At 61.7% G+C, this 22,646-nt stretch carries 18 protein-coding genes; 8 read left to right on the top strand and 10 right to left on the bottom strand.

Features of this window, described 5'->3' with window-relative positions; translation table 11 throughout:
• Positions 1-181: 181 nt before the first annotated feature.
• From AC1RMX_RS21365 to AC1RMX_RS21355, 3 genes are all read left to right on the top strand, one after another.
• Entirely contained in the window at positions 182-919 is a 738-nt protein-coding gene (locus tag AC1RMX_RS21365; RefSeq protein WP_493072951.1) for a S24 family peptidase, read from the top strand.
• Positions 920-1,383: 464 nt separating this feature from the next.
• On the top strand, positions 1,384-1,815 hold the full coding sequence (locus AC1RMX_RS21360; RefSeq protein ID WP_096820767.1) for a hypothetical protein: 432 nt from the start codon (positions 1,384-1,386) through the stop codon (positions 1,813-1,815).
• Positions 1,816-1,936: 121 nt separating this feature from the next.
• Positions 1,937-3,112 carry a GGDEF domain-containing protein gene (locus tag AC1RMX_RS21355; protein ID WP_096820766.1) on the top strand — a complete coding sequence of 392 codons (1,176 nt, stop codon included), beginning with the start codon at positions 1,937-1,939 and terminating at the stop codon, positions 3,110-3,112.
• On the opposite strand, the gene AC1RMX_RS21350 is transcribed toward AC1RMX_RS21355, so the two are convergent.
• From AC1RMX_RS21350 to AC1RMX_RS21325, 6 genes are read right to left on the bottom strand one after another with little or no spacing between them, the layout of a single operon-like run.
• Positions 3,099-3,911, bottom strand: a complete 813-nt coding sequence (locus AC1RMX_RS21350; RefSeq protein ID WP_096820765.1) for a YfaP family protein — start codon at positions 3,909-3,911, stop codon at positions 3,099-3,101. The two genes, AC1RMX_RS21355 and AC1RMX_RS21350, sit on opposite strands and share 14 nt — an antisense overlap.
• Before the next feature lie 3 nt (positions 3,912-3,914).
• Positions 3,915-5,534, bottom strand: a complete 1,620-nt coding sequence (locus AC1RMX_RS21345) for a DUF2300 domain-containing protein (protein WP_493072949.1) — start codon at positions 5,532-5,534, stop codon at positions 3,915-3,917.
• A gap of 1 nt (position 5,535) precedes the next feature.
• Positions 5,536-10,101, bottom strand: coding sequence for an alpha-2-macroglobulin family protein (locus AC1RMX_RS21340; RefSeq protein WP_493072948.1), 4,566 nt, complete (start codon positions 10,099-10,101; stop codon positions 5,536-5,538).
• Entirely contained in the window at positions 10,098-10,763 is a 666-nt protein-coding gene (locus AC1RMX_RS21335) for a DUF1175 domain-containing protein (protein ID WP_170931650.1), read from the bottom strand. Before AC1RMX_RS21335 ends, AC1RMX_RS21340 begins: the two co-directional genes overlap by 4 nt.
• Complete coding sequence (locus tag AC1RMX_RS21330) at positions 10,733-12,445, bottom strand: DUF2138 domain-containing protein (RefSeq protein WP_096820762.1); 1,713 nt, start codon at positions 12,443-12,445, stop codon at positions 10,733-10,735. The genes AC1RMX_RS21335 and AC1RMX_RS21330 overlap by 31 nt, the downstream gene beginning before the upstream one ends.
• Before the next feature lie 35 nt (positions 12,446-12,480).
• Complete coding sequence (locus tag AC1RMX_RS21325) at positions 12,481-13,272, bottom strand: YfaP family protein (protein ID WP_096820761.1); 792 nt, start codon at positions 13,270-13,272, stop codon at positions 12,481-12,483.
• Between the two features lie 277 nt (positions 13,273-13,549).
• On the opposite strand from AC1RMX_RS21325, the gene AC1RMX_RS21320 reads away from it, so the two are divergent.
• The 5 genes from AC1RMX_RS21320 to AC1RMX_RS21300 all read left to right on the top strand — a co-directional run bounded on the left by AC1RMX_RS21320 (position 13,550) and on the right by AC1RMX_RS21300 (position 19,923).
• Complete coding sequence (locus AC1RMX_RS21320; protein ID WP_493072946.1) at positions 13,550-14,695, top strand: Fic family protein; 1,146 nt, start codon at positions 13,550-13,552, stop codon at positions 14,693-14,695.
• Between the two features lie 88 nt (positions 14,696-14,783).
• Positions 14,784-15,026, top strand: coding sequence for an exodeoxyribonuclease VII small subunit (locus AC1RMX_RS21315; protein ID WP_007894317.1), 243 nt, complete (start codon positions 14,784-14,786; stop codon positions 15,024-15,026).
• On the top strand, positions 15,023-15,910 hold the full coding sequence (gene ispA, locus AC1RMX_RS21310; protein ID WP_493072945.1) for a (2E,6E)-farnesyl diphosphate synthase: 888 nt from the start codon (positions 15,023-15,025) through the stop codon (positions 15,908-15,910). The genes AC1RMX_RS21315 and ispA overlap by 4 nt, the downstream gene beginning before the upstream one ends.
• Positions 15,911-16,001: 91 nt before the next feature.
• Entirely contained in the window at positions 16,002-17,900 is a 1,899-nt protein-coding gene (gene dxs, locus AC1RMX_RS21305; RefSeq protein WP_493072943.1) for a 1-deoxy-D-xylulose-5-phosphate synthase, read from the top strand.
• Between the two features lie 139 nt (positions 17,901-18,039).
• Positions 18,040-19,923, top strand: a complete 1,884-nt coding sequence (locus tag AC1RMX_RS21300; RefSeq protein WP_493072942.1) for a TonB-dependent receptor domain-containing protein — start codon at positions 18,040-18,042, stop codon at positions 19,921-19,923.
• A gap of 3 nt (positions 19,924-19,926) precedes the next feature.
• Here the strand turns inward: AC1RMX_RS21300 and AC1RMX_RS21295 are convergent, their stop codons facing one another.
• From AC1RMX_RS21295 to AC1RMX_RS21280, 4 genes are all read right to left on the bottom strand, one after another.
• Entirely contained in the window at positions 19,927-20,727 is an 801-nt protein-coding gene (locus tag AC1RMX_RS21295) for a cobalamin-binding protein (RefSeq protein ID WP_493072941.1), read from the bottom strand.
• The gene (locus AC1RMX_RS21290) at positions 20,727-21,146 is read right to left on the bottom strand and encodes an MFS transporter (protein ID WP_096820755.1); all 420 of its coding nucleotides are present in this window, start codon (positions 21,144-21,146) and stop codon (positions 20,727-20,729) included. Before AC1RMX_RS21290 ends, AC1RMX_RS21295 begins: the two co-directional genes overlap by 1 nt.
• Positions 21,143-21,760, bottom strand: a complete 618-nt coding sequence (gene ribA, locus AC1RMX_RS21285) for a GTP cyclohydrolase II (protein ID WP_065259552.1) — start codon at positions 21,758-21,760, stop codon at positions 21,143-21,145. Before ribA ends, AC1RMX_RS21290 begins: the two co-directional genes overlap by 4 nt.
• A gap of 133 nt (positions 21,761-21,893) precedes the next feature.
• Entirely contained in the window at positions 21,894-22,631 is a 738-nt protein-coding gene (locus AC1RMX_RS21280) for a substrate-binding periplasmic protein (protein WP_192559097.1), read from the bottom strand.
• Positions 22,632-22,646: the final 15 nt, after the last annotated feature.

Below are 22,646 nucleotides of genomic sequence, written 5' to 3'. Positions count from 1 at the left end.
ATCCGGGGTTTTTTGTGCCTGACTGGCAGGGGCTTAAACAGCTTGTTTATGGCTGCCTACAGAAAAGTTTTAGTGTGTGTAATTTCCCACAAGTACGTCTTACATCCCGTCGCAAAATTTGCCGCGATTTTGAACGCCAGGTTTATTCAAACCGCTCTAGGCCGGCCGTAGACTCGTGTTTATGAGAAAGAACACTAGCGGTCCAAGATTCAAGGCACTCCTGAAAGCTGCGAATATCACCACCACGGGATTCGCAAAGTTCTGGGGCACGGAAGCCCAAAACGTTCATAACTGGTACACCCGGGGCGTACCCGCGTACCGCATGGAAGAAGTCGCGCGCCTGCTGTCCGTCAACAGCCAATGGCTGAAAACCGGTGAAGGCCCGAAAGAAGCGCCGCACCTGTACACCGCCGGCGACACGCTGGATGCACAGGCGATTCAGGGCGTCTATACGGTGCTCGAATCCACCGACATCGAACTGCCGCTCTACAAGGAAGCCCCGACGGCCCCTGGCTCCGACAAGACCCATGTCATCAAGGACCCGGAGCAAACCATCCGCCTGCCCCGCAGCCACCTCGAAACCCTGGAAATCCGCCACACCGACGCCATCTGCACGCACATGATCGGCAACAGCATGGCCGAGAAGATCGAAGACGGCTCCACCCTCGCCATCGACCGCGGCCTGACCCAGGTGGTGGACGGCGAAATCTACGCCATCGAACACGACGGCATGCTGCGCATCAAATACCTGCACCGCATGCCCGGCAACGCCCTGCGTCTGCGCAGCCACAACAGCGCCGAATACCCGGACGAGATCTTCCGGGCCGCGCAGATTGAGGAGCAGAGGATTCATGTATTGGGGTGGGTGTTCTGGTGGTCGACGCTGGGCAAACGGCGGCCGGTGGTGCCGTTTCTCTGAGGTTACTGCTGTTGTGGGAACTCGCCGGCTGGCGATGAGGCCCGGAAAATCAGTACAAATCCCGAATTTGTTCTGCGGCGGTCGCTCTAAACCGCACTTCAGGCTGGGAATCCCCGGCAAAACTCAGTATCCTGCGCCCCACATTCGCGCATCGACCGCCCTGCGGCCCAGATGACGCCTGACGCGGCAGACCACTGTCTGACCAAGTCCCACAGCCGGACGCAAGATCCGGGTGTACGTTTTGAAGGCTGGCGCGGTTTACCAAAAATAAACCAAGCCAGTCCCCGAGAAGCCGGCCACAAGCCGGCTTTTTAATGCCTGCTGAAAAGCCGGTCGGGTGTCGGTTTACAGTCAGAGCGCTGTGCAAGGGCGCCTGCACAACTCATCACACAACAGAGCCCCGCCTGCTGGAAGCAACGGCAACTCTGATTGCTCAAGTCACCCCACAAGGACGTTCATTATTGATGCCCCAATCCATTAGTTCCCACGTGAAATCAACTGGCCTGGCAGCCGCCTTGTGCCTTTGTCTTTCAGGATGCGTTGGAGCAATCGTATCGCTCCCGGAAAAGACAACCGTCAAGACAGACGCTTACAAAGCGCAAAGCTATCGGTCAATCACACCGCAAATCAGCAGAACGGTCACGTCGACGCCTACACGGGAATGGTGCGGGATAACCGTTTGGGCACTGATCATTCCGGTGCCATTGAAACTACCGGTGTGCACATCGTATTTCGAGCAGTCCTTCGGCAACGACGAATTCGGAAACGAAGCCGTTCTGCTCGACTCGCAACAAACGGTGCCATCCCCTTTCTACGCCTGCGGCCCATTCATGATGTTGGGACCGATCGTTCATGGTTACCAAGGTAATGCGCTTTGCGGCGTTTTTCCGAAATGATGGCGGTTCTGTAACTGCCCCCCAACACTTGCCAACCCCAACCCCCACAGTGCTAAATCCCGCGCGACAACACCCTTCACCGGCCGGATTTCGGTATTGAACCCCACGGGGAACCCAAGGAATGGCGCTCCACATCCCGACCCTGCTGGTCGTCTCGGTCTTCGTTTTCTTGTTAATGGGCCTGTTGACCCTCCACGCCTGGTATCGCGAAACCCGTGAGCGGCCGCTGGCGTATCTGGGCTGCATGATGTTGCTGGCCGCGCTGGGTATGTTGTTGGTCAGTTGGCGGGGTAAAGGGGTCGATATCATTCCGATCGTGATCGGCAATGTGATCCTGCTGCTCAGTGCCGGGCTGAACTGGACGGCCATGCGGGTGTTTGTCGGTCGGTCGCCGTCAGTGCCGGGGATCGTGGGCGGTGCAATCATCTGGTTGACCCTGTGTTTGATCCCCGCGTTCTACAACGCGATGCCGGCCCGCGTTGTTGCGTATTCGCTGCTCGCGTTCGGCTATGGGCTGCTGACGGCAATGGAGCTCTGGCGCAGCCGCAAAAGTCTGGACGTTGCCTACACGCCCGCGCTGCTCCTGACGTTGTGGCACACCGCGTTCTACGGCATCAGAAGCCTGATCGATGAGGGTTTGCCGCTGGATCAATCGCGATCCGGCGTCGGCGATGGCGCGCACTTTTTCTCTTTCATGCTGTTCGAGTCGATGCTCTATGTGATCGGCATCGCCTACATGACGCTGGCGATGGTGAAGGAGCGCGCCGAACGGAAATTCAAGGCGGCTGCACTGACCGATCCGTTGACGGGGATTGGCAATCGTCGGGCCTTTCTGCAGCAAGCCGAACAACTGTTGACCCTCGGCAAACGCCGGACGGAAACCGCCGCATTACTGCTCTGCGATCTCGATCACTTCAAGCGTCTTAACGATACCTTTGGCCATCCGGCCGGTGATCAGGCATTGATCGCCTTCAGTCGAGTGATGAGCAATCAGTTGCGTAAGGGTGACGCGTTTGGGCGTATCGGTGGCGAAGAGTTCGCCTGTCTGCTGACAGGCGCCGATGAACAGGTTGCCGTGCAAGTGGCCGAGCGGATTCGCGAGGCGTTTTCCGAACTGACGACTCTGGGAGCCGGCGTCCTCAGCGTCAGCATCGGCGTCGTGACGACACGGGAGTCGGGTTACGAACTGTCCCGCCTGCTCTCGGAAGCCGACGAAGCGCTGTACGGCGCCAAGGATCGGGGACGCAACCGCGTGCAGACTTTGCGCAAGCTGTACCTGAGCCTCACGGATAGCTGAACGACTTCACCAGCGTCAACTCTCCCACCGCCCGCATCGGCACGATGAAAGTCTCCATCTTCTCGCTCGGCGTCCCTTCCTCGGTAATCACCGTCACCTGCGCCGTGGTCAGCGGCTGCACCGCCTCCTCCCCGCCCTCGTCATCACCGCGATAACCACCGCCGAAGTAGTTCACATACACCAGATACTGCCCCTTGATCGGCGCCGGCATGGCGAAGATTTCCGGGCCGTAACCGGTGGTCACGTCAACGTCCAATGCAGCGCCGTTGGGGGCGACGCGGTTGCCGTACCAGATGTGCGCGCCGTCCGGTGTGACCAGATGCAAGTCGAGGTCGGTGCCGTCGCTGTCCCAGGACAGCAGCACGCGCAGTTTGGCCGGGGTGGCGCCGCCGCTGACGTTGAGGAATTGCGTGCGGTGGCGTTGCTGGCCGTCGGGGCTGCGGACTTCGACGCTGTTGCTGCCGTTGGGGAATGAGAATGGGCGGTCGAAGCGGCCGCTGTCATCGATTTTCAGCGGCATGCTGACGCCATTGACGATCAGCCGGCCGGGCTCTTTGTTTTTCGGTGTGGCTTTGATTTCGCCGCTGATGCGTGCGGTGTTGGCCTGGCCGACCGGGGTGTTCACCGAGGAGGCCGGGTAGTTGACGGTCTGGCGGAAGTTTTCGCCGTCGCCCTCGGGCGCGCCGCTGCGCCAGCCGCCGATCGGGGTGTCGAGTTTGACGCTGTCGGCGGCCATCGCCATCGGCAATGCATTGAGCGCGCAGAGCAACAGCAAGACCTGTGGATAACGGAGTGTCATGGTCTATTCCAGCAAAAGGTGACGGGCGAGCCCTTCGATATAGGTTTCATCCTGGCCGTTGGGGTGTGCTTCAAAGGCCAGGTGCAGGTATTCGTGAGTCAGGTCGAGGCGATCCTGCAAAGACAGCACGCCGCGCACGTAGATGCGCTGGCGTTCGCGGTCGACGAAGGGTCGTCCGAAGGCGAGTTTGCAGACGGCGAAAGTGCTGACTTCGTTGTAGCCGGTTTCGCTTTCCAGCTTCGGACGCCAGCCACGCCGCTGTTTTTGCAGCCAGTCTTGCGCGGCGGGCAACGCTTCGCAGGACGCCACCGGGTTGTCCCAACGGCTAAGGCTGGCCCGGGGATAGGCGTGCAGCAGAATCGCGTCGTAACGCTGGCCGGTATTGGCTTGCTCGACGGCTTGTTGCCAGGCGAGTTTGTCGGGACCGGGTTGATCGGAGTGATAGGTGACGGTGCTGCCGGCCAACACCAGATCCGCCGTCCACGCCGCAATGCTGCGCGACTCGGCGGAGGCTGGACGCGGTGCGACCCGTTGGCGGGTGCTGCTGTCATCAATGCTCAAACACTCGCCGTTGCGCGTGGCGTTTTGCAGCAGATACGTGCGGATTGCCACGGCCAACGCTTTGGCGGCTTCGGCGGGTTCGGGTTTGGCTTCACGCTCCAGCACACGGGCGACGTACTCTTCACGATCGAGCCGAGCAACAAGCTTGTCGTTGAGCAGAAACAGTTCGCCGTCGCTGTGGATATCCAGCGCATTGCCATTGGCGAATTCGACGCGGTAATCACCCTGCAATGGGCCTGAGCCAGCAACGCGCTCACCCGACAGAACCCGCGAAACCGGATAACGCGAGAACAGTCCGACCTCGACACAACGCCCCGCCTCCGCCGGCCAGGAAGAAGGCAACACCGTCGCCAACGCCGAACCGTAATGCCGCAGAACCATCTGACTGGTACCCCGGCCACCCGCCCAGATCGGCGAACCATCCGCCGTCCAGCCAGCGAATCCGCCCTGGCGTGATTGACGGTCCTGATCGCCGAGCCAGCTCCAGGTTTTCACCCGCAAGCGTCCGCCGAGCTCACCCACGACATTGCCGTCCGCCGCGTTCAGCACCACGTCGAGCAGCACACGGCGCATCTGATCCTGAGCCGGCAGCAAAGCCAAAACTTTCAGCAAGTCAGCCACGGAAACCCGAGTAGCCGGTTGCACCGATGGCAGGTCCAGCAACCACGACGGCGCCTGTCGCGCCTGCCAATAGGTTTTCCAATCGCCAGCGGTTATGCCCAACCGCGCCGGCTCGAAATACAGCCCGCAGGATTTCACCAGCGCCTGATCACGTTCGATCTTGCCGCCCGCGGTGCAGCAATAGACTTCTTCCTTCGACTGCCCGCGGCATTCATACGCCGGCTCTTGCGCGCCGGTATCCACCAGCCACGCGTAAACGAACACCTTCCACAGACTGCCCAGCGGCGTATCCAGAGACGAAGGCAGCGGCTCGCGAGCGGTCAGTTGCGTGGTGTTCAGCGACAACAACTCGCCCTTGTAGGCCACGCGCAACGGTTCATCCTGCGCCGTCGCCAGCGCAGGAATCACACACATCAGCAGCCACAGCAGCGGCCGGGTCATGTCAGTTGACCGTGACCTGACCGAGGGCGGCTTTCGCTTCCTGGGCCTGATGCTGCGGCGCGTAGACCTGAGTGAAGCGCACCGGCGGCAAGTTGAACTGGCCTTTCTGCGAGAAGCGCACCAGATGCCGCAGACGCAATTCACCGCTCAGCGCATCCACCGGCACGGCGTAGGCCAGTTGGCCCGGTTCGAACCGTGCTTTCTCCAGCGCGGTCGGCTCGGTGCCATCCTTGCCCTGCAACTTGATGCCCCATGTGGTGCGCTCGACATCCGCGCCCGGCGGCAGCGGCACTTCGAGCATGCCGTAGCGCAGCGGTTTCGGTGCCTTGCTGGTGAGGATCACCTCGTCCAGGTACAGGCTGTCGCTGGACAGCGGCTTGGTGCCGACCGGCTCCAGTTTGAAAGTGAAGGCTTCGTCACCCGGCACCAGACGCGACAGACGACGAGTGATGGTCACCGCCATCGGATCAACCGCCGGTTGCTGGGTCTGGAAGCTCAGCGCGGCACGCAACGGACGCTCCTGAGTACCCGACACCGTCAACACGCTCGGCACCGGCGCAGCACCTTGCCACGTCCAGAACATCTCGCCGGTCGCGCCGTAGTTTTTCTTCCAGCCTTCGCCCGGTGCCAGCGCGATGGTCGGCGACGCCTGAGCGATGCTGCGTTGCAGCCAGGTCAGCGCCAGCGCGCGTTCGAGGGTCGATTGCTGCGGCAACAGGCGTTGCAGCAGCGCGTTCGCACGAGCCTGATCGAACGGTTGCAGCGACAGGTTCAGCGCTTCGACAAACGGCTGCGAACTGACCGACAAGCGCTGTTGCGCAGCGCCCAACTGACGATTGAATGCTTCCGGCAGAGCAACTTTCGACTGGGTGGCCAGCGATGCGGTCAGGACCCGCGCCGCCGCCAGACCGAGCGCCGAATCCGGATCGCTCATCACCAGACTGTCCTCACCGTCGTCCATCAGGTTCGCGGCATTGCCCTCACCGGCCTTCGCCAGATCGTCCATCAAACCGCTGAGCAGCGTGTTGACCGGCAGATGCATCTGCTTGGCGAACGACAGGATCAGCGCCCGTTGCAGCAACGGCGTGTTCGGCGCCTGCTTGGCGTAAACCTCCAGCACCCGCTGCCAGTGCTCCGGCGGCAGGGTCAGATCCAGCACTTGGCTGGCGTTCCAGTCGGCGTAATAGGCGTAAGCGGTGAGGAACGCATCCGGCTCGCCGTCGAAGCCCCACCAGGTGAAGCTCGCCGACGGCCCGGCCATTTGCACCAGACGCAGACGGCTGTTCTGCATGATCAGGCGCAGGCGATCGCGAATCTGCGGGCTCGACGCCAGCGACGGATAAGCGATGCTCAGCGGCAGCAAGCGGCTGGCGGTCTGTTCGACGCCGCCGTACGGATAGCTCAGCAGATCGTCGAGGGCCGAACGGAACAGCGCTTGCGGACTGTCATCCAGACGCAGGCGAATGTCGGTGGCGTCCGCCGGTAGAGTCAACGGCGTGTCGCCGCTGGCCACGTCGAGGCTCTGGGTCTGCGTCACTTGCCAACCTTCACCGGTCGCAGTCAGGCGCACAGCGAGGGCGTCGGCGGTTTTGCCGTCCTGCACCAGTTCGGCCGTCCACTCGCCGGTAGCCAATGCAAACGCCGGTAGCGGCAAGTAGTTGATGCCGTTATTGAGGGTCACCGGCAGGCGCTGTTCGGCACCGGCGTAGTGCGTCACCAGCTCAGCCTTGACCGGTTTCTCGGCCTGGCTGAAGGCGAACACGCCGAGTTGCGGCTGATCGCCCTTGCGGAACTTGCTCGGCCCGCTCCACTTCAGGTACAGCGGTTTTTCCGAGCGGACGAACTGCTTCTTCTGCCCGACCTGACCGTCATCGGCAATCGCCCGCGCAGTGATGCGCCAGCGAGTCAGCGAGTCCGGCATCTTGAAGGTGAAGCGGGTCTTGCCGTCGGCATCGGTCAGCAATTCTGGCTGCCACGCAGCGGTATCGACGTCTTCGCGACGCGGCCGTTCCAGCACTTTCACCCCGCGTTCGCTGCGGTTGGCCTTGCCCGGTGCGCCGGGGCTACCCGGCAATGCCACGTCGTAACTGATGAACGACAGGCTGGCGCTGGTGCGCACGTTGTTGCGGCGCGGGTGATAGAAGAACTGGTCGATGGTCGGCGCGACTTCCGGTTGCAACGCGTAGACCATTTCATCCACGACGCTGACCGTCAGGTGCGCCGGCACTGCCTTGCCGGCGAACTGCGTGGTCAGGTCGACCGTCACGGTATCGCCCGGCTGATAAGTCTCTTTGTCAGTCTTGATCGCCACGTCGATCTGCGGCGCGACGACCTTGATCCCGGCGTTCTGGAAGCTGTACTGACCGCCCTTGGTGTAGAGCACGGAGAACGTCAGGTTCGGCGCGAAGTTGTCCTTCACCGGAATGCGTGCGCGGTATTGGGTGTCGCTGAGTTTTTCCAGTTTCAGCCAGTCGCCGCCCTTGGCCAGCAGCGCGGTGGCTTCGACCTTGTCGCGCTCCAGCGACAACAGGGCATCACTCACCGGCTCCGGGAAAGTGATCAGCGCCAGCGCTTCGTCGCCGGCCTTGTACTCAGTTTTGTCGAGGACGATTTCCACGGTGCCCGGCACCGCCTTGACGCCGTCGCCGGTGACCGAATGGCCGGTCGCACCAAGCACTCGACCGTGCTGATCTTTCAGCGACAGGTTGTAGGTGCCCGGGCGATCGAACGCCACGCTGAAACCTTTGTCTTTCGCCGCCAGTTTGCCTTCGCCGGTGGTCTGGTCTTCCAAACGCACCCAGCTGTAGCTGCTCGGCACAACGGCCTGAGCCTGTTCGCTGCCACCTTCGTTGGCGTAGCTGAACGCGACCTTGTCACCCACCGCGCTGAAACGCTGCGGCGCAGTCAGGCGGAAGCTGGCGGCGCCCCGGTCGATGAGGATTTCCTTGGTGGTCTTGACCCGGTACGCCGCGCCATCGCTGGCGAACACGGTGAGCATGTAGCGGCTTGGCTTGTCGGCGGCCGGCAGGTCGAGGGTCGCGTTGCCTTTGCTGTCGGTGGTCAGTTCGGTGCTGGTCAGCTCCACCGGGAATTGCCCGAGGTATTGCAGCTCGTTGTCGACCATCGACAGTTGCTGGGCGCGCAGGCTCAGGGTCAATTTGGCGTTGACCACCGGTTTACCGTCCGGGTACAGCAGCACCAGGCTGCCCTTCACCGGTTCGCCGGTGCGGTAATCCTGCTTGGCCAGATTCAGCGAGATTTCGAAGTGCGGCTTGATGTACTCCGCCACACGGAACGCGCTGCTGTAGGCCTGATCCTTGTAGTTGAAACGCAGCTCATAACCACCGGCCACCGCGTTGTCCGGCAACTGGAAGCGGCCCTGGGTGCCGGCCTTCGAATCGAGTTTCAGATCAAGGCGCTGCAACTCGGTGCCGGTCGCATCGAGCACGCTGACATTGACGTCCGCCGCACCCGGCAATACCGAGTCCCGCGCGTTCTTGAATTCGCGGCCGACGATTTTCAGCGACACCCAATCGCCCGGGCGATACAGCGGCCGGTCGGTGAAGGCGTAGAGTTTGGTGTCGTAGATTTCGCTGTCGTAATAGAAGTTTTCCGAGACGAACACGCCGCCCTCTTCGTCCTCGCCGATCACGAACGAACGCTCCGGGCTGACGTGTTTCAGGCGCAGCAAACCATCGGTGTCGGTGGCGCCGCTGCTCATCACGCCGAGGCCGTCGGTCCACAGCACATTGACCTTCGACACCGAGTTGCCTTCGTGTTTGCGCGCGGCCCACACCAGCAACTCATCACCGGCAATCTTGCTCACCGCCACGGTGTTGGAAACGAACACCATGGTGGTCGCGCGGTACTTGCCGATCAGCGCTTCAACCAGGTACAGGCCCGGCTTCAGATTGCCCAGCGGGATGTAGACGTTGCCCGGCGCGACGCTGACGAATTCACTGGAAGAACCGGCCAGATTCACGCCTTCCGGTGGCTGGATCGGCTTGGCCTGCCACAGTGGATAGCGGAACTGACTGACCACCGGCAGGCCCGGAATCAAGGCGAACTGCGGCTGCGCGTCGTACGGCGTCGGCGCAGCGATGGCGCTGCCCATCTTCAGCTCCGGCACCTCTTCGGTGACTTGCTGACGCGATTCGTAGGAGAACGCACGCTGCATCACCCGACGGGATTTGCGGTACCAGTTGTCCCACAGGTACGCGAGGGTGTTCGACAGGCCTTCGCCCTTGAACTGGCCGTCGCTGACCACGCGGTGCAGGTTCTTCTGGCGCTTGAGGAAGTCCAGCGGCTTGTCGATCTTATACACGCGAATGTCGGCGCCGCCGTACGGTTCCATGCGGAAACGACGGTAGTCACGGCCCGGCGCTTCGAGGCGCACAACCGCCTGTTCGTCGCTGGCGAAACTGCTGTCGGCCAGCAGGAAGAAGCTTTCACCGGACACCGGCGAGTAGCCGCTTGGCTCGACGGAGTCTTCGGCATTCACGGCCGAAAATGGCAGGGCTAACAGCAACAGAAAAGGCAGTAAACGCAGCATGCGGGCACCGGTCATTGGGAGAGAAAGTTCAGTCGATAGACGCCGATGAAGTTGGGGTTGGCTGCGTCGGGTATCCATCGGGTGTCCTTCCATGTCATGAGTTGCTGCAGGCTTGCCGAACGCATGCCGTTGTCAGTGGGGGTGGTCGTGCCGGTGTGATAGGCGATGTAACGGCCCATCCAGATCATCAGGTGCTGGTCGTCGCCCTGATCGAAAAACATCAGATCGCCGGGCCGTGCCTGAGACACGTCGCGGCCGATCAGATGGCTGTTGAACTGAATCAGTTTGATCGCGTTGACGTAGGGCCCGACCTTGCCGCCGCCCTGTTGCCATTGCTGGGCAAACTTGCGTTGCTCGTCGCTCAACGCCAGCTCCGGCGGCAGGTAGCGGTTGGACACGCCATTGCTGCGCAGCCATTTGTCGTCATGGACTTTCAGCGCTTCGTTGGCGGCAAACCGCACCAGTCCGGCGCAGTCCTGCTGATACCAGCGCGGGCTCGGGCCTTTGCTCAACTGCTCCTGAGCGATGCGCACGAACCAGGCGCGAAAGACCTGGGACTGCGCAGGATCGAGCGCCGGCGCTTCGACCGCTCGGGCACCCGCGCTCAGTAACAGCGCGAGCAAGCCGAGGCTGCGGATCAGTGCCGTCACAGCGCTTTCCACTCCAGCGGCAGCCATTGCCAGTGACCGTCGGGCTCACTGCCTTCCGGCAACGTCAGGGCGTATTTGCCGTAACCGCCGAGGGTGCGCAGTTTCGGGATCAGGTAGGTTTGCGCGGCGTTGTAGAACACCGGCTCCATGTCCTGCGGCAGGCTGTCGAGGGTTTCCTGCTGCATCAGCTGCGCCATCGAATCCGGGCCGAAGTAGATCGGCATCAGCACGTCTTTGGGCAGCACATCGGCCATCGGCGGGAAGCGTTTGTCGAGGGTGCCGAGAGCCTTGTCGACCAGTTTGTCGTCGAGGGAAAACAGCAGCGTCGAACCGTGGCGCGCCAGGCTGACTTTCATGAAAGCCTTGCCGGTGATCGCGTCCGGATTCTCGGCATCCTTGGCCGCATACGGGCCGAAGTTGGAGCTGACCTGACGTTGCCAGAGGTGGCTCTGGCCTTCCTGTTTTTCCACCACCGGGAACGCGTGCTCATCGACGTTGCCTTCATAGGCGCCGACCATCGAATCGAACAGCGTGCCGATATCACCATCGAGTTTGCCGCTGTCCTCGTCCTTCAGACTGGCTACCAGCAATGGCGTATACAGCCGCGAATCGGCGTACCAGCACAGACCCGCCGCGCCGGCCACGTGTTCGGTAAGTGTCTGCGCTACTGCTTCTTCGGCGCCGAGTTTAACCAGCAATGGTTTCTGCGGCTCGGCAGCTACCGGCAAGGTCACGCAGGCACTGGCACCCAGCGGCATGGCTTGCCAGACCGGTTTGAAATCGAAGTCCGGCTGGTTCTCCAGTTCATCCATGGCCAGGAAGCTGTGCCAGCCCTTGTCGTCCATGTCGAAACGCAGGCCGGCGAAGTTCGGGATGAAGCGTTGGTAACCCATGGCGAGGACGCTGGAGTTGACCGACAGACGCTGCTTGGTTTCAGGTGTTTTAGCTGGCAGCCCGAACGCTTCGGGGAACAGTTTTTCGCCATTGAGCAGCGCCGCCAGCGCTTGTGGCGAAACATGGCCAGACTCTTCGGAGGCGCCACTTTCAGGGTCGTAGAATTTGGTCGGATTGGACAGCACCACCAGTTTGTCGCCACGGGAAGCGAACAACAGGGATTTGCTGGCGTTGTAGGTCAGTTGATACAGCGGCACCTCGTCACTGCCGACTTTCAGGGTGCTCAACACGCTCAGTTGCGAATCATCCAGCGCGACTTTCGCCAGCGGCTCCAACAGCTTGGCCAAACCGCCGCGATCCATCACCAGCAGGAAATCCTTCAGACGACCATCGGCGCCACGCCACAACGCCACGTCTGCCGGTTGATCGAAGAGCTGCTCTATGAGGCTGTCCTGCAGCTTCAGGTCATGTTCGTAAATGATCCGCCGCAGACTGCCGATCAGTCCGAGGCGATCAGCATGGGTCTCGTAATAGAAGACAAAATCCTCGGTGAGCGTGGCCTTGAGGAACGGCACCGTCAGCAAGTCCTTGGGCAACTGGCTCAGGGAGCGGGTTTCCAGCAGCGCGTCCGGGCGGCTCAGGCCGAGCTTGTCGCTGGCCAGTGCCGCCGCAGGCAGCTTGGGCTTGTGCATCAGCCAGCCGAGCCCGCCCGCCACGCCGGCCACCAGGCACAGCCCGACCACCAGCAACGGCCAGCGCCGGGAGGGTTTGCCGGCAGGCGTTACGGCGGCCGGTGTAGCAGTGTTATCGCTCATCTTTCCAGAACCCGAGTTCATCCGTGGCGGGATGCTTAATAGTTGAAAGTCTTGACCAGCAGCAGATCACCGATGGCCCGCAGGGGCACGATGAACGTTTCGCGTTTTTCGTCGACGGTGTTTTCGTTGAGCACCAGCGTGATCTGCGAGGTGATGACCTCGTTCTGGTTGCTGGTCTCCTCGAAGTTATAGCCGCCGTCGCCGAAGTTGCCCCAATAGTTGACGTAAACCAGATAGGTGCCATGCAGCGGCGCGGTCATGGTGAACATTTCCGGGCCGGGGCCGTCGACGCCGTCCGGGTCCAGACCGCCGCCATTGGTCAACGCCGTGTGGGCGAAAAACGCATGCTGGCCGTCAGGCGTAATGATGTGCAGGTCGAGTTCGGCCTTGGGATCATCCCAGCCGAGCACCACGCGAATTCGCGCCGGAGTGCGCAGGTTGTTCGCTTCGTAGAACTGCACGCGCTTGAGCGACTGGCCTTCGGCGCTGCGCACTTCGACGCTGTTGGAGCCTGCGCCAAATGCATAAGGCCGGGCGAAACGCCCATCGTCGTCGGTGTACAGATTCAGCGGATTGCCGTTGACCGCCAGAGTGTGCGGCCCGCGCTGGTTGCCGATGGCCTTGAGCTGGCCCTGGATCATCGTGCGATTACGCTGGATGCCGCGATCGATCGGCGGCGTGGGATAGGCGACTTGCGGGTTTTCACTGCGGTCGAGCAAACCGTTATAGCGCCAGCCGCCCACTGGTTCTGACAGATCAGCGCTCGGCGCCGCCCATAAAGCGGGGGCGCAGGCCAACCCGACCAGCAGCAAAAGAAATGAACGCATGTGATGCCTCCTGCCATGCCTGAACGAAACCTTGCACCCGATCCTCGGTACTTCACAGCGGTGAAAACTGCGTTTCGTCTGAAAGACCCGTGACTGTCGGGTCGTAGAAGGCGCGAAGGTTAGCGATTCGGCAGTTTTTTAACAATCGGATACATCTTGAAATGCGGTGGGAATCACGCACCTGGGTGGACGATGAGCCGAATAGGCGTCATATTCGGCTCATAAAATGAGCCGAATAGCATTTCTATTCGGCTCACGCACTCAGGAACAGCATTTCATGGCAACTCACTGGATCTGGCAGCAACCCGATTGGCCCGACTTCAATTGGCAGGCAGAGCGTCTCACTGCGCTGTTGCGCGAATGCGTTCAGGCGCAGGGACAATTGATGGGCATGGCGCGATCAGCGGGCAATTCACTGAGCGCTCAGACTGAGCTGGACGCGTTGCTGCAGAACATCGTGACCTCCTCGGCCATCGAGGGGGAGCAGTTGAATGTTGAATCCGTGCGTTCTTCATTGGCACGACGTCTGGGGCTGGAATCACCGGATGGCGACAACGTCAGCAAGCGCAGCGAGGGGCTGGCGCAACTGATGCTCGATGCCACTCAACGTTTTGCCGAACCGCTGACGCTGGAACGATTGCGGGAATGGCATTCATGGCTGTTTCCAGAACAGGAGAGTGGTTTCCTTTCGCGAGCAATCAATGTCGGCGCATTACGCGGCGATGAGCCGATGCAGGTGGTTTCCGGACGAATCGACCGTCCGACCGTGCACTTCGAGGCGCCACCGCGACAAGGCCTTGAGCGACAACTCGACAGTTTTCTCAAGTGGTTCGACGCCAGTCAGCATCAGGCAGGCCTCGATCCTTTACTGCGAGCCGGTATCGCACATTTCTGGTTCGTCACCTTGCACCCGTTCGATGACGGCAACGGACGCCTGACTCGCACCCTCACCGATCTGGCACTGGCGCAGGGCGAAGCGCAGGCGATTCGTTTTTACGCGATGTCCGCCAGCATTCTCGATGACCGCGCGGGCTACTACCGAATTCTGGAATCCAGTCAGAAAGCCACGCTGGACATCACCGACTGGCTCGCATGGTTCCTGCAAACCCTGCTGCGCAGCCTGCAGCAGGCCATCGCACGGATTGAAAGTGTGTTGGGCAAGTCGCGCTTCTGGCAGGCACACCGCGAATCCGGGCTGTCGGCGGAGCAGATCAAAGTGCTCAATCGTTTGCTCGACGGTGGTGAGCGCGGTTTCGAGCACGGCATCAGTGCGGCGCAATACCAGAGTGTGGCCAAGGTCTCCAAAGCCACGGCGACCCGACATCTGGCGGAACTGCTGGAAAAAGACTGCCTGCAACGTCTTCCGGGCGGCGGGCGGAGTACTCGGTATCAGATCAGTTATCCGGGCGAATCGACCGACTGACAGCATTGTCCATCAGCCCGCTCATTTGCCCATAAACCCCCTATCTGCTAGTGTCGCGCCGGTTTAACGTCAACCGGAATTAGCCGCCATGGCCCGCAAAAAAGCTGCACTGGATTTCGAACAGTCCCTCGCCGACCTGCAAACGCTGGTCGAGCGTCTGGAGAACGGTGAATTGTCGCTGGAAGACTCGCTGACCGCTTTCGAGCAGGGCATCGGCCTGACCCGTGACTGCCAGGCAGCGCTGGCCCAGGCCGAGCAGAAGGTCCAGGTGTTGCTGGAGCGCGATGGCGAGCTGGCCGAGGAACCCTTCGACGCAGATCAGCCAGAATGATCGCGGCGTATTCGGCGACCAGCCAGGCGCGGGTCAATGCGGCACTGGAAACCTTGTTCAACGCACCACTGCCAGAGCTGGCGCGGCTTTATGAAGCAATGCGCTACAGCGTGATGAACGGCGGCAAACGCGTGCGTCCATTGCTGGCCTACGCCGCGTGCGAAGCCCTCGGCGGCAAGGCCGAGCAGGCCAACGGCGCGGCGAGTGCAGTGGAGTTGATCCACGCCTATTCGCTGGTACACGACGATTTGCCGGCGATGGACGACGACGATCTGCGTCGCGGTCAGCCGACTACCCACAAAAAATTCGATGAAGCCTGCGCGATTCTTGCCGGTGACGGCTTGCAGAGCCTGGCGTTCAGCGCCCTGCTCGACCCGCGCCTGAGCGACCTGAGCGCGGATATCCGTCTGCAACAGGTCACGGCGCTGGCGCACGCGGCAGGCCCGGCCGGCATGGTCGGCGGTCAGGCCATCGACCTCGGTTCGGTCGGTCTGAAGCTCAATCAGAAAGCCCTTGAACAGATGCACCGGCACAAGACCGGCGCGCTGATCGAAGTCAGCGTCAAGCTCGGCGCCCTGGCCAGCGGCCGCGCCGAGAAGGATGAACTCAAGGCCCTGCAAAGTTATGCACAGGCCATCGGCCTGGCGTTCCAGGTGCAGGACGACATCCTCGACGTCGAAAGCGATACCGAAACCCTCGGCAAGCGCCAAGGCGCCGACATTGCCCGCGACAAGCCGACCTACCCGGCCCTGTTGGGTCTGGACGCAGCCAAGGCCTATGCCCTGGAACTGCGCGATCAGGCGTTGCATGCACTGCGACCGTTTGACGCGGCCGCCGAGCCATTGCGCGATCTGGCCCGGTATATCGTCGACCGGCGCAACTAAAGGCTAATCAGCCAAAAAAGACCAACGCGTGGGCAGGGGACGATGCATCAGGTAAACTGCCGCATCTTTTATACCTATAACGATTCGCCTGATGCCCACGACGTTCCATGAGATTCCCCGCAAGCGCCCGACCACGCCCCTGCTCGACCGCGCGAACACGCCGGACGGCCTGCGCCGGTTAGGCGAAGCCGAGCTGGAAACCCTGGCTGATGAGTTGCGCCTGGAATTGCTCTACACGGTCGGCCAGACCGGTGGGCATTTCGGTGCCGGCCTGGGCGTCATCGAGCTGACCATCGCGTTGCATTACGTCTTCGACACCCCGGACGACCGGCTGGTGTGGGACGTCGGTCATCAGGCCTATCCGCACAAGATCCTCACCGGTCGTCGCGAGCGCATGGAAACCCTGCGCCAGAAGGACGGCATTGCGGCCTTCCCGCGTCGCTCCGAGAGCGAGTACGACACCTTTGGCGTCGGCCACTCCAGCACCTCGATCAGTGCCGCCCTGGGCATGGCCATCGCCGCCCGCCTGCAGAACAGTGATCGCAAGGCGATTGCCGTGATCGGCGACGGCGCATTGACCGCCGGCATGGCCTTCGAGGCGCTGAACCATGCGCCGGAAGTGAACGCCAACATGCTGGTGATCCTCAACGACAACGACATGTCGATCTCGCGCAACGTCGGGGGGCTGTCGAACTATCTGGCGAAGATCCTTTCCAGCCGCACTTACGCGAGCATGCGTGAAGGCAGCAAGAAAGTCCTGTCGCGCCTGCCCGGCGCCTGGGAAATCGCCCGTCGCACCGAAGAATACGCAAAAGGCATGCTGGTCCCCGGCACCCTCTTCGAAGAACTGGGCTGGAACTACATCGGCCCGATCGATGGCCACGACCTGCCGACCCTGATCGCCACCCTGCGCAACATGCGCGATCTGAAAGGCCCGCAGTTCCTGCACATCGTCACCAAGAAAGGCAAAGGCTTCGCCCCGGCGGAAGTCGACCCGATCGGTTACCACGCCATTACCAAACTCGAACCGCTGGGCGCCCCGGCTGCCGCGCCGAAGAAGGCCGGCGGGCCGAAGTATTCCGGCGTGTTCGGTGAATGGCTGTGCGACATGGCCGCTGCCGACCCGCGTCTGGTGGGCATCACCCCGGCGATGAAGGAAGGTTCGGATCTGGTGGCGTTCAGCGAGCGTTTCCCGCTGCGCTACTTCGATGTGGCGATTGCCGAGCAGCACGCCGTGACCCTCGCGGCCGGCATGGCCTGCGAAGGCGCGAAACCGGTGGTGGCGATCTACTCGACGTTCCTGCAACGCGGCTACGACCAGTTGGTGCACGACGTTGCGGTGCAGAACCTCGACGTGCTGTTCGCCATCGACCGCGCCGGTCTGGTGGGCGAAGACGGCCCGACCCACGCCGGCAGTTTCGATCTGTCGTTCCTGCGTTGCATCCCGGGCATGGTCATCATGACCCCGAGCGATGAAAACGAACTGCGCAAGATGCTCACCACCGGTCACCTGTACAACGGCCCGGCGGCGGTGCGTTACCCGCGCGGCACCGGCCCGAACGCGACCATCGAGAAAGACCTCGAACCGATCGAGATCGGCAAGGGTGTGATTCGTCGCCAGGGCAACAAAGTCGCCCTGCTGGTGTTCGGCGTGCAAATGGCCGAAGCGCTGAACGTCGCCGAAACACTGGACGCCACCGTGGTCGACATGCGGTTCGTCAAACCGATGGACGAAGCGCTGGTGCGTGAAATCGCCGCCAGCCACGACCTGCTGGTGACCATCGAAGAGAACGCGATCATGGGCGGCGCCGGTGGCGCGGTCAGCGAATTCCTCGCCCGCGAGAACATTCTCAAGTCGGTGCTGCACCTGGGCTTGCCGGACGTTTACGTCGAGCACGCCAAACCGGCGCAGATGCTGGCCGAGTGCGGGCTGGACGAGGCCGGGATCGAAGCGGCGGTGCGTGAGCGCCTGGAGCTGCTTAACAAGTAAAACGCAATGCCCATGTGGGAGCGAGCCTGCTCGCGATAGCGTACTGTCAGTCACTTCAATGCCGACTGACACACCGCAATCGCGAGCAGGCTCGCTCCCACATTGATTTGCGCACACCGGAAATACCGACGGAATACCGATGAACCTCTCGCGTCTCGCCCTGCCCCTTCTCCTGCTGCCAACCGCCAACGCCCTCGCCGATACCTTCGAACGCGATCAGGCCCTGAAGCTGCCGGACATGCTGATCAGCGCCAACCGCCAGGTGGAAGCCCGCAACGACAGCAGCGCCGCCAACACCGTGTTCACCCGCGAAGACATCGAGCGCCTGCAACCGAGCAGCGTCACCGACCTGCTGCAACGTGTGCCCGGTGTGCAAGTGGCGCAACTCGGCGGACGCGGCAGCCTGCCGGGGATCTACATTCGTGGCACGCAATCGGCGCAAAGTCTGGTGCTGGTCGACGGCCAGCGCATCGGCAACTCCACCTCCGGCGACAGTAACCTGCAACACCTGAACATCGAGCAAATCGAACGCGTCGAAGTGCTGCGCGGTTCGCGTTCGGTGATCTATGGCAGCGATGCAATTGGCGGGGTGATTCAAATCTTCACCCGGCGCGGCGGCGAACAAGGCTTGCAGCCGCGGATGCATGTCGGATTCGGCAGCCATCAGACCTGGGAGCGCAGTGTCGGCCTGTCCGGCGGCGACGAGAAAACCCGCTTCAACCTCGGTGCCAGCCTCGATGAAACCGCCGGTCTCGACCGCACCCACGAGTCGTATCCCAGCGACAGCGACCACGACGCCTACCGCAACAAATCCATCAGTCTGAGCCTCAGCCATGCGCTGACCGATGATGTCGAAGTCGGCGCCAACCTGCTGGATAACCTTGGTAAAAGCGAGTTCGACAACCCGTTCGGACGCTTCGACCCAGTCACCTTCGACTCCGTCCAACAGCAGCCCTACAGCGATTTCACCGTCAGCAGTTTCAGCAGCTACATCGACGCACGGATCAACGAGCGCTGGAAATCGCGCCTGGAACTCGGCCACAGCGAAAACCGCGGGAAGACGTTCGACAAGCTCAGCGACGAACGCTCGGTGTTCAACACCTACCGCGACTCGGTGACCTGGCAGAACGACCTGACCCTGGATGCGCGCAACAGCCTGATCCTCGGCGGTGACTGGTACGAAGACCGGGTCAACAGCAGCACCGCGTTCGACGAAGACAGCCGCTGGAACCGTGCGGCGTTCATTCAGCATCGCTTCCAGGCCGACAGTTTCTCCACCGAACTCGGCCTGCGCCGTGACGACAACCAGCAGTTCGGCGGCCAGAACAGCTGGAGCGGCACGCTGACATTGCCGGTCAACCCGGACAACGATCTGCTTCTCAGCTACAGCGAAGGCTTCCGTGCACCGACCTTCAACGACCTGTATTACCCGGACTTCAGCAACCCGGATCTGAAACCGGAAACCTCGAAAAGCTACGAGCTGCAATGGCGCAGCCAGTTGAGCGACAACAGCCGTCTTGAGGCCTCGTTGTATCGGACCGATCTGGAAGACGCGATCATCTTCGGCAGCAACTCCCGGCCAGAGAACGTCGCGTCGGCGCGGATCAACGGCTTTGAGGCAGCGCTGAAACAGGAACTGCTGGGCTGGCAGAGCAACCTCGGCGTGGCAATCATCGATCCCCGCGACCGTGACACCGGCCACACTTTGGCGCGGCGTGCACGGCGAACATTGAGCTGGGATCTGGATCGGCAATTCGACCGTCTTGGCCTCGGCGCCAGTTGGCAAGCCGTCAGCAGCAGTTATGACGACCTGAACAATCAGCAACCATTGGGTGGTTATGCGCTGCTCGGACTGCGCAGCAGCTGGGCGCTGAACCGCGAAATCAAACTGGATTTCAAGGTGGATAACCTGCTGGACAAGGGTTACAGCCGGGCGCTGTACAGCCATGACGGCAGTCAGTATGGCTATCGCGAGGAAGGTCGGGCGTTCATGTTCGGAGTGACCTGGACACCGCAGCTCTAGCGATCAACGGTCTGGCGCGATCAGTTGGCAGAGCTTGGCGGTCGCCTCGATCATCTGCCCGCTCGGACGCTCCAGACCTTTGTCGGTGACCAGCAGCAACTGCCTGTACTTGACCGCTGCCACCTGCGGCCAGGCGCTCCATGCGTTCAGTTGCGACTGGTCGCCGGCCAGAATCACTTCGGGGTCACGCTGTAAAACGGCTTCGATGCTCACCTGCGGCGCCGGCAATGTCAGGTCGGCAAACGCATTGCGTGCACCGCACACTTCAAGCGCATCGCTGATGATCTGACCGCCACCGACGGTGTACAGCGGCTTGTCCCAGACCTGGTAGAACACCCGCAACGGTGTTTCCCGCCGATAGCGCTGGCGCAGGTCATCAAGCTTGCGCCGCAACCCGGTCGCCCGCTCAACCCCGCGTTCAGGACGACCAAGCTGCGCAGCGATGGCTTCGATCTGCGTGATCAACTGCTCGAAACTGTGGGGTTCGGCAACGAAAGTCGGGATGTTCAGGCGTTTGAGCTGATCGCGCTGGGCCGGGCCGACACTGCCGGGCCACAGCAGCAACAAGTCAGGCTTGAGGCTGAGCAGCCGCTCCATGTCGAGCTGACCATAACGACCCACCGAAGGCACATCCTTGATCGCAGACGGCCGGTCACCGGCATCCAGCACGCCGACCAACAGATCGGCCGAATCAAGCTCAACAACGATTTCAGACAGGGATGGCGCGAGGCTGACCACTCGCAGAGCGGCCAGGGTTTCGCTGCTGACGGCCAGTAGCAGAACCGCCAGCCAGAGACGACGCATCAACCGAGTTGACGCGGGATACGGTAGAGGTAGAACAGCACCGCCGTGGACAGCGCCAGCAACATCAGCGGCACGGCCTCCAGGCCGACGAACACCGCCAGTGCACCGATCCACGCCGGCAACCCCGCCACCAGAAACGCTGTGCGACGACGAGCCGCAAGGGCTATCCACGCAGCGGGTTCTTCAGGGGTATCGAGGGCTTTTTGCGTGGCGATCAGCGCATGTTTGTAACGGCCGAAAAACTTCAGGCTGACAAACATCGAGGCCACGCCGGCAATGAAAAACGGCATCGCCAGCACCGGCATGATCGCCTCGCTCTCGCCGAACACGGCATTGAGAACAAACAGCGGCACCAGCGCCAGCGCCAGGTATTTCCACCAGGCGACTGACAGACGGCGCCGCACCTGACCGCGAGTCACGCCCGGTCTACCTCGCCCTGATGTTCGTTGCCCATCATGTGGTCGAGTTTGCTGGCTTTGGTCGCCAGGTAGAGTTTGTTGTGCGGGTTGTGGCCTGTGTGCAGCGGCACGCGCTCGGCGACGACGATATTCATGTCGGTCAGGGCTTTGACCTTGCGCGGGTTGTTGGTCATCAGGCGCAGGGATTTCACGCCCAGATGCTCAAGCATCGGCAGGCACATGGCGTAGTCACGCTGGTCGGCGGCAAAACCCAGACGCTCGTTGGCTTCAACGGTGTCGGCACCGCCGTCCTGCAATTCGTAGGCACGGATCTTGTTCAGCAGGCCAATGCCACGGCCTTCCTGACGCAGGTACAGCAACACGCCACGACCTTCACGGGCGATCGCCTTGAGGGCGGCCTCCAGTTGCGAGCCGCAGTCGCAACGCTGACTGAACAAGGCATCGCCGGTCAGGCATTCGGAGTGCAACCGGCCGAGTACCGGGGCACCGTCGGCAATCTCACCCAGGCTCAGCACGACGTGCTCGCGGCCGGTGGCTTCATCGAGAAAACCGTGCATGGTGAATTGCGCAAAAGGCGTTGGCAGCTTGGAAGCGGCGACAAAAACGACAGGCACCGGTGTGCTCCTGATCTAAAAAGTCTGAAGATTCGCTGGGCGGCATTGTAACAGCAGGTTCCTGCAGGCGCTTAGGCTGAATTATCGGCCATAACGATCAAAAAGTTTGATAACAGGCCCGACATCATCGCGTTTACTCGAACGGATACGGCTGCTTCCAGTGCTCGAAGATCGGTTTCAGCTCGCCGCTTTTCACCAGTTGTTCCATGCGCTGGTCGTAGATCGACATCAGTGCGCGGGCCTGCGGGGTGTCGGCGAAACCGAGGTACAGCGGCAACTCCGCCAGATGCGAGTAATGGTATTGCGAAGGGTCGGCGGCGTTTCTCACCACCGCTTCGATTTCCGTCAGGGCATCGATGTAGTAATCCGCCCGCCCCTGCTTGAGCATCGACAGGATTCCGGTACGGCGTTCGATCTGGTTGAAGCGCTTGACGTTCGGCAGGTAGGTTTCATAACGATAACCCCGCACCCAGGCCAGTCGGTACTTGCCAAGGTTCGCCTGGGTCGGCGACGGGTTGCTGGCAAGACCGAGTGCGTAGATGTGGTCGGAATCGAAGTTCCATTTCGGGTACAGCACCTGCTCGGCTTCACCGCGATAGGAACCGACCAGTGCGTCGACTTCCTTCAGTTGCACCAGGCCCACCGAACGGGTGTACGGCACGGAGCGGATATCCAGAGTCACGCCCGCCGGCTCGAACACTTTGCGCAACACATCCCAGCCCAGGCCGTGGCCGTCGGCAGCGGTGTAGTCTTCCCATTCTTCGCTGGCCAGGTGAATGACCGACGGCGTTGCGTCCTGCGCCTGTGCCACCGCACCGGCCAGCACACCCAGCAGGGTAAAAAACAGTACCAACAAGCCGCGTCGAGCCATCCCTGTGTCCCTCAT

Source organism: Pseudomonas sp. GW822-FHT03F04 (assembly GCF_058801405.1).
This window is presented reverse-complemented; position numbering and strand designations above follow the sequence as displayed.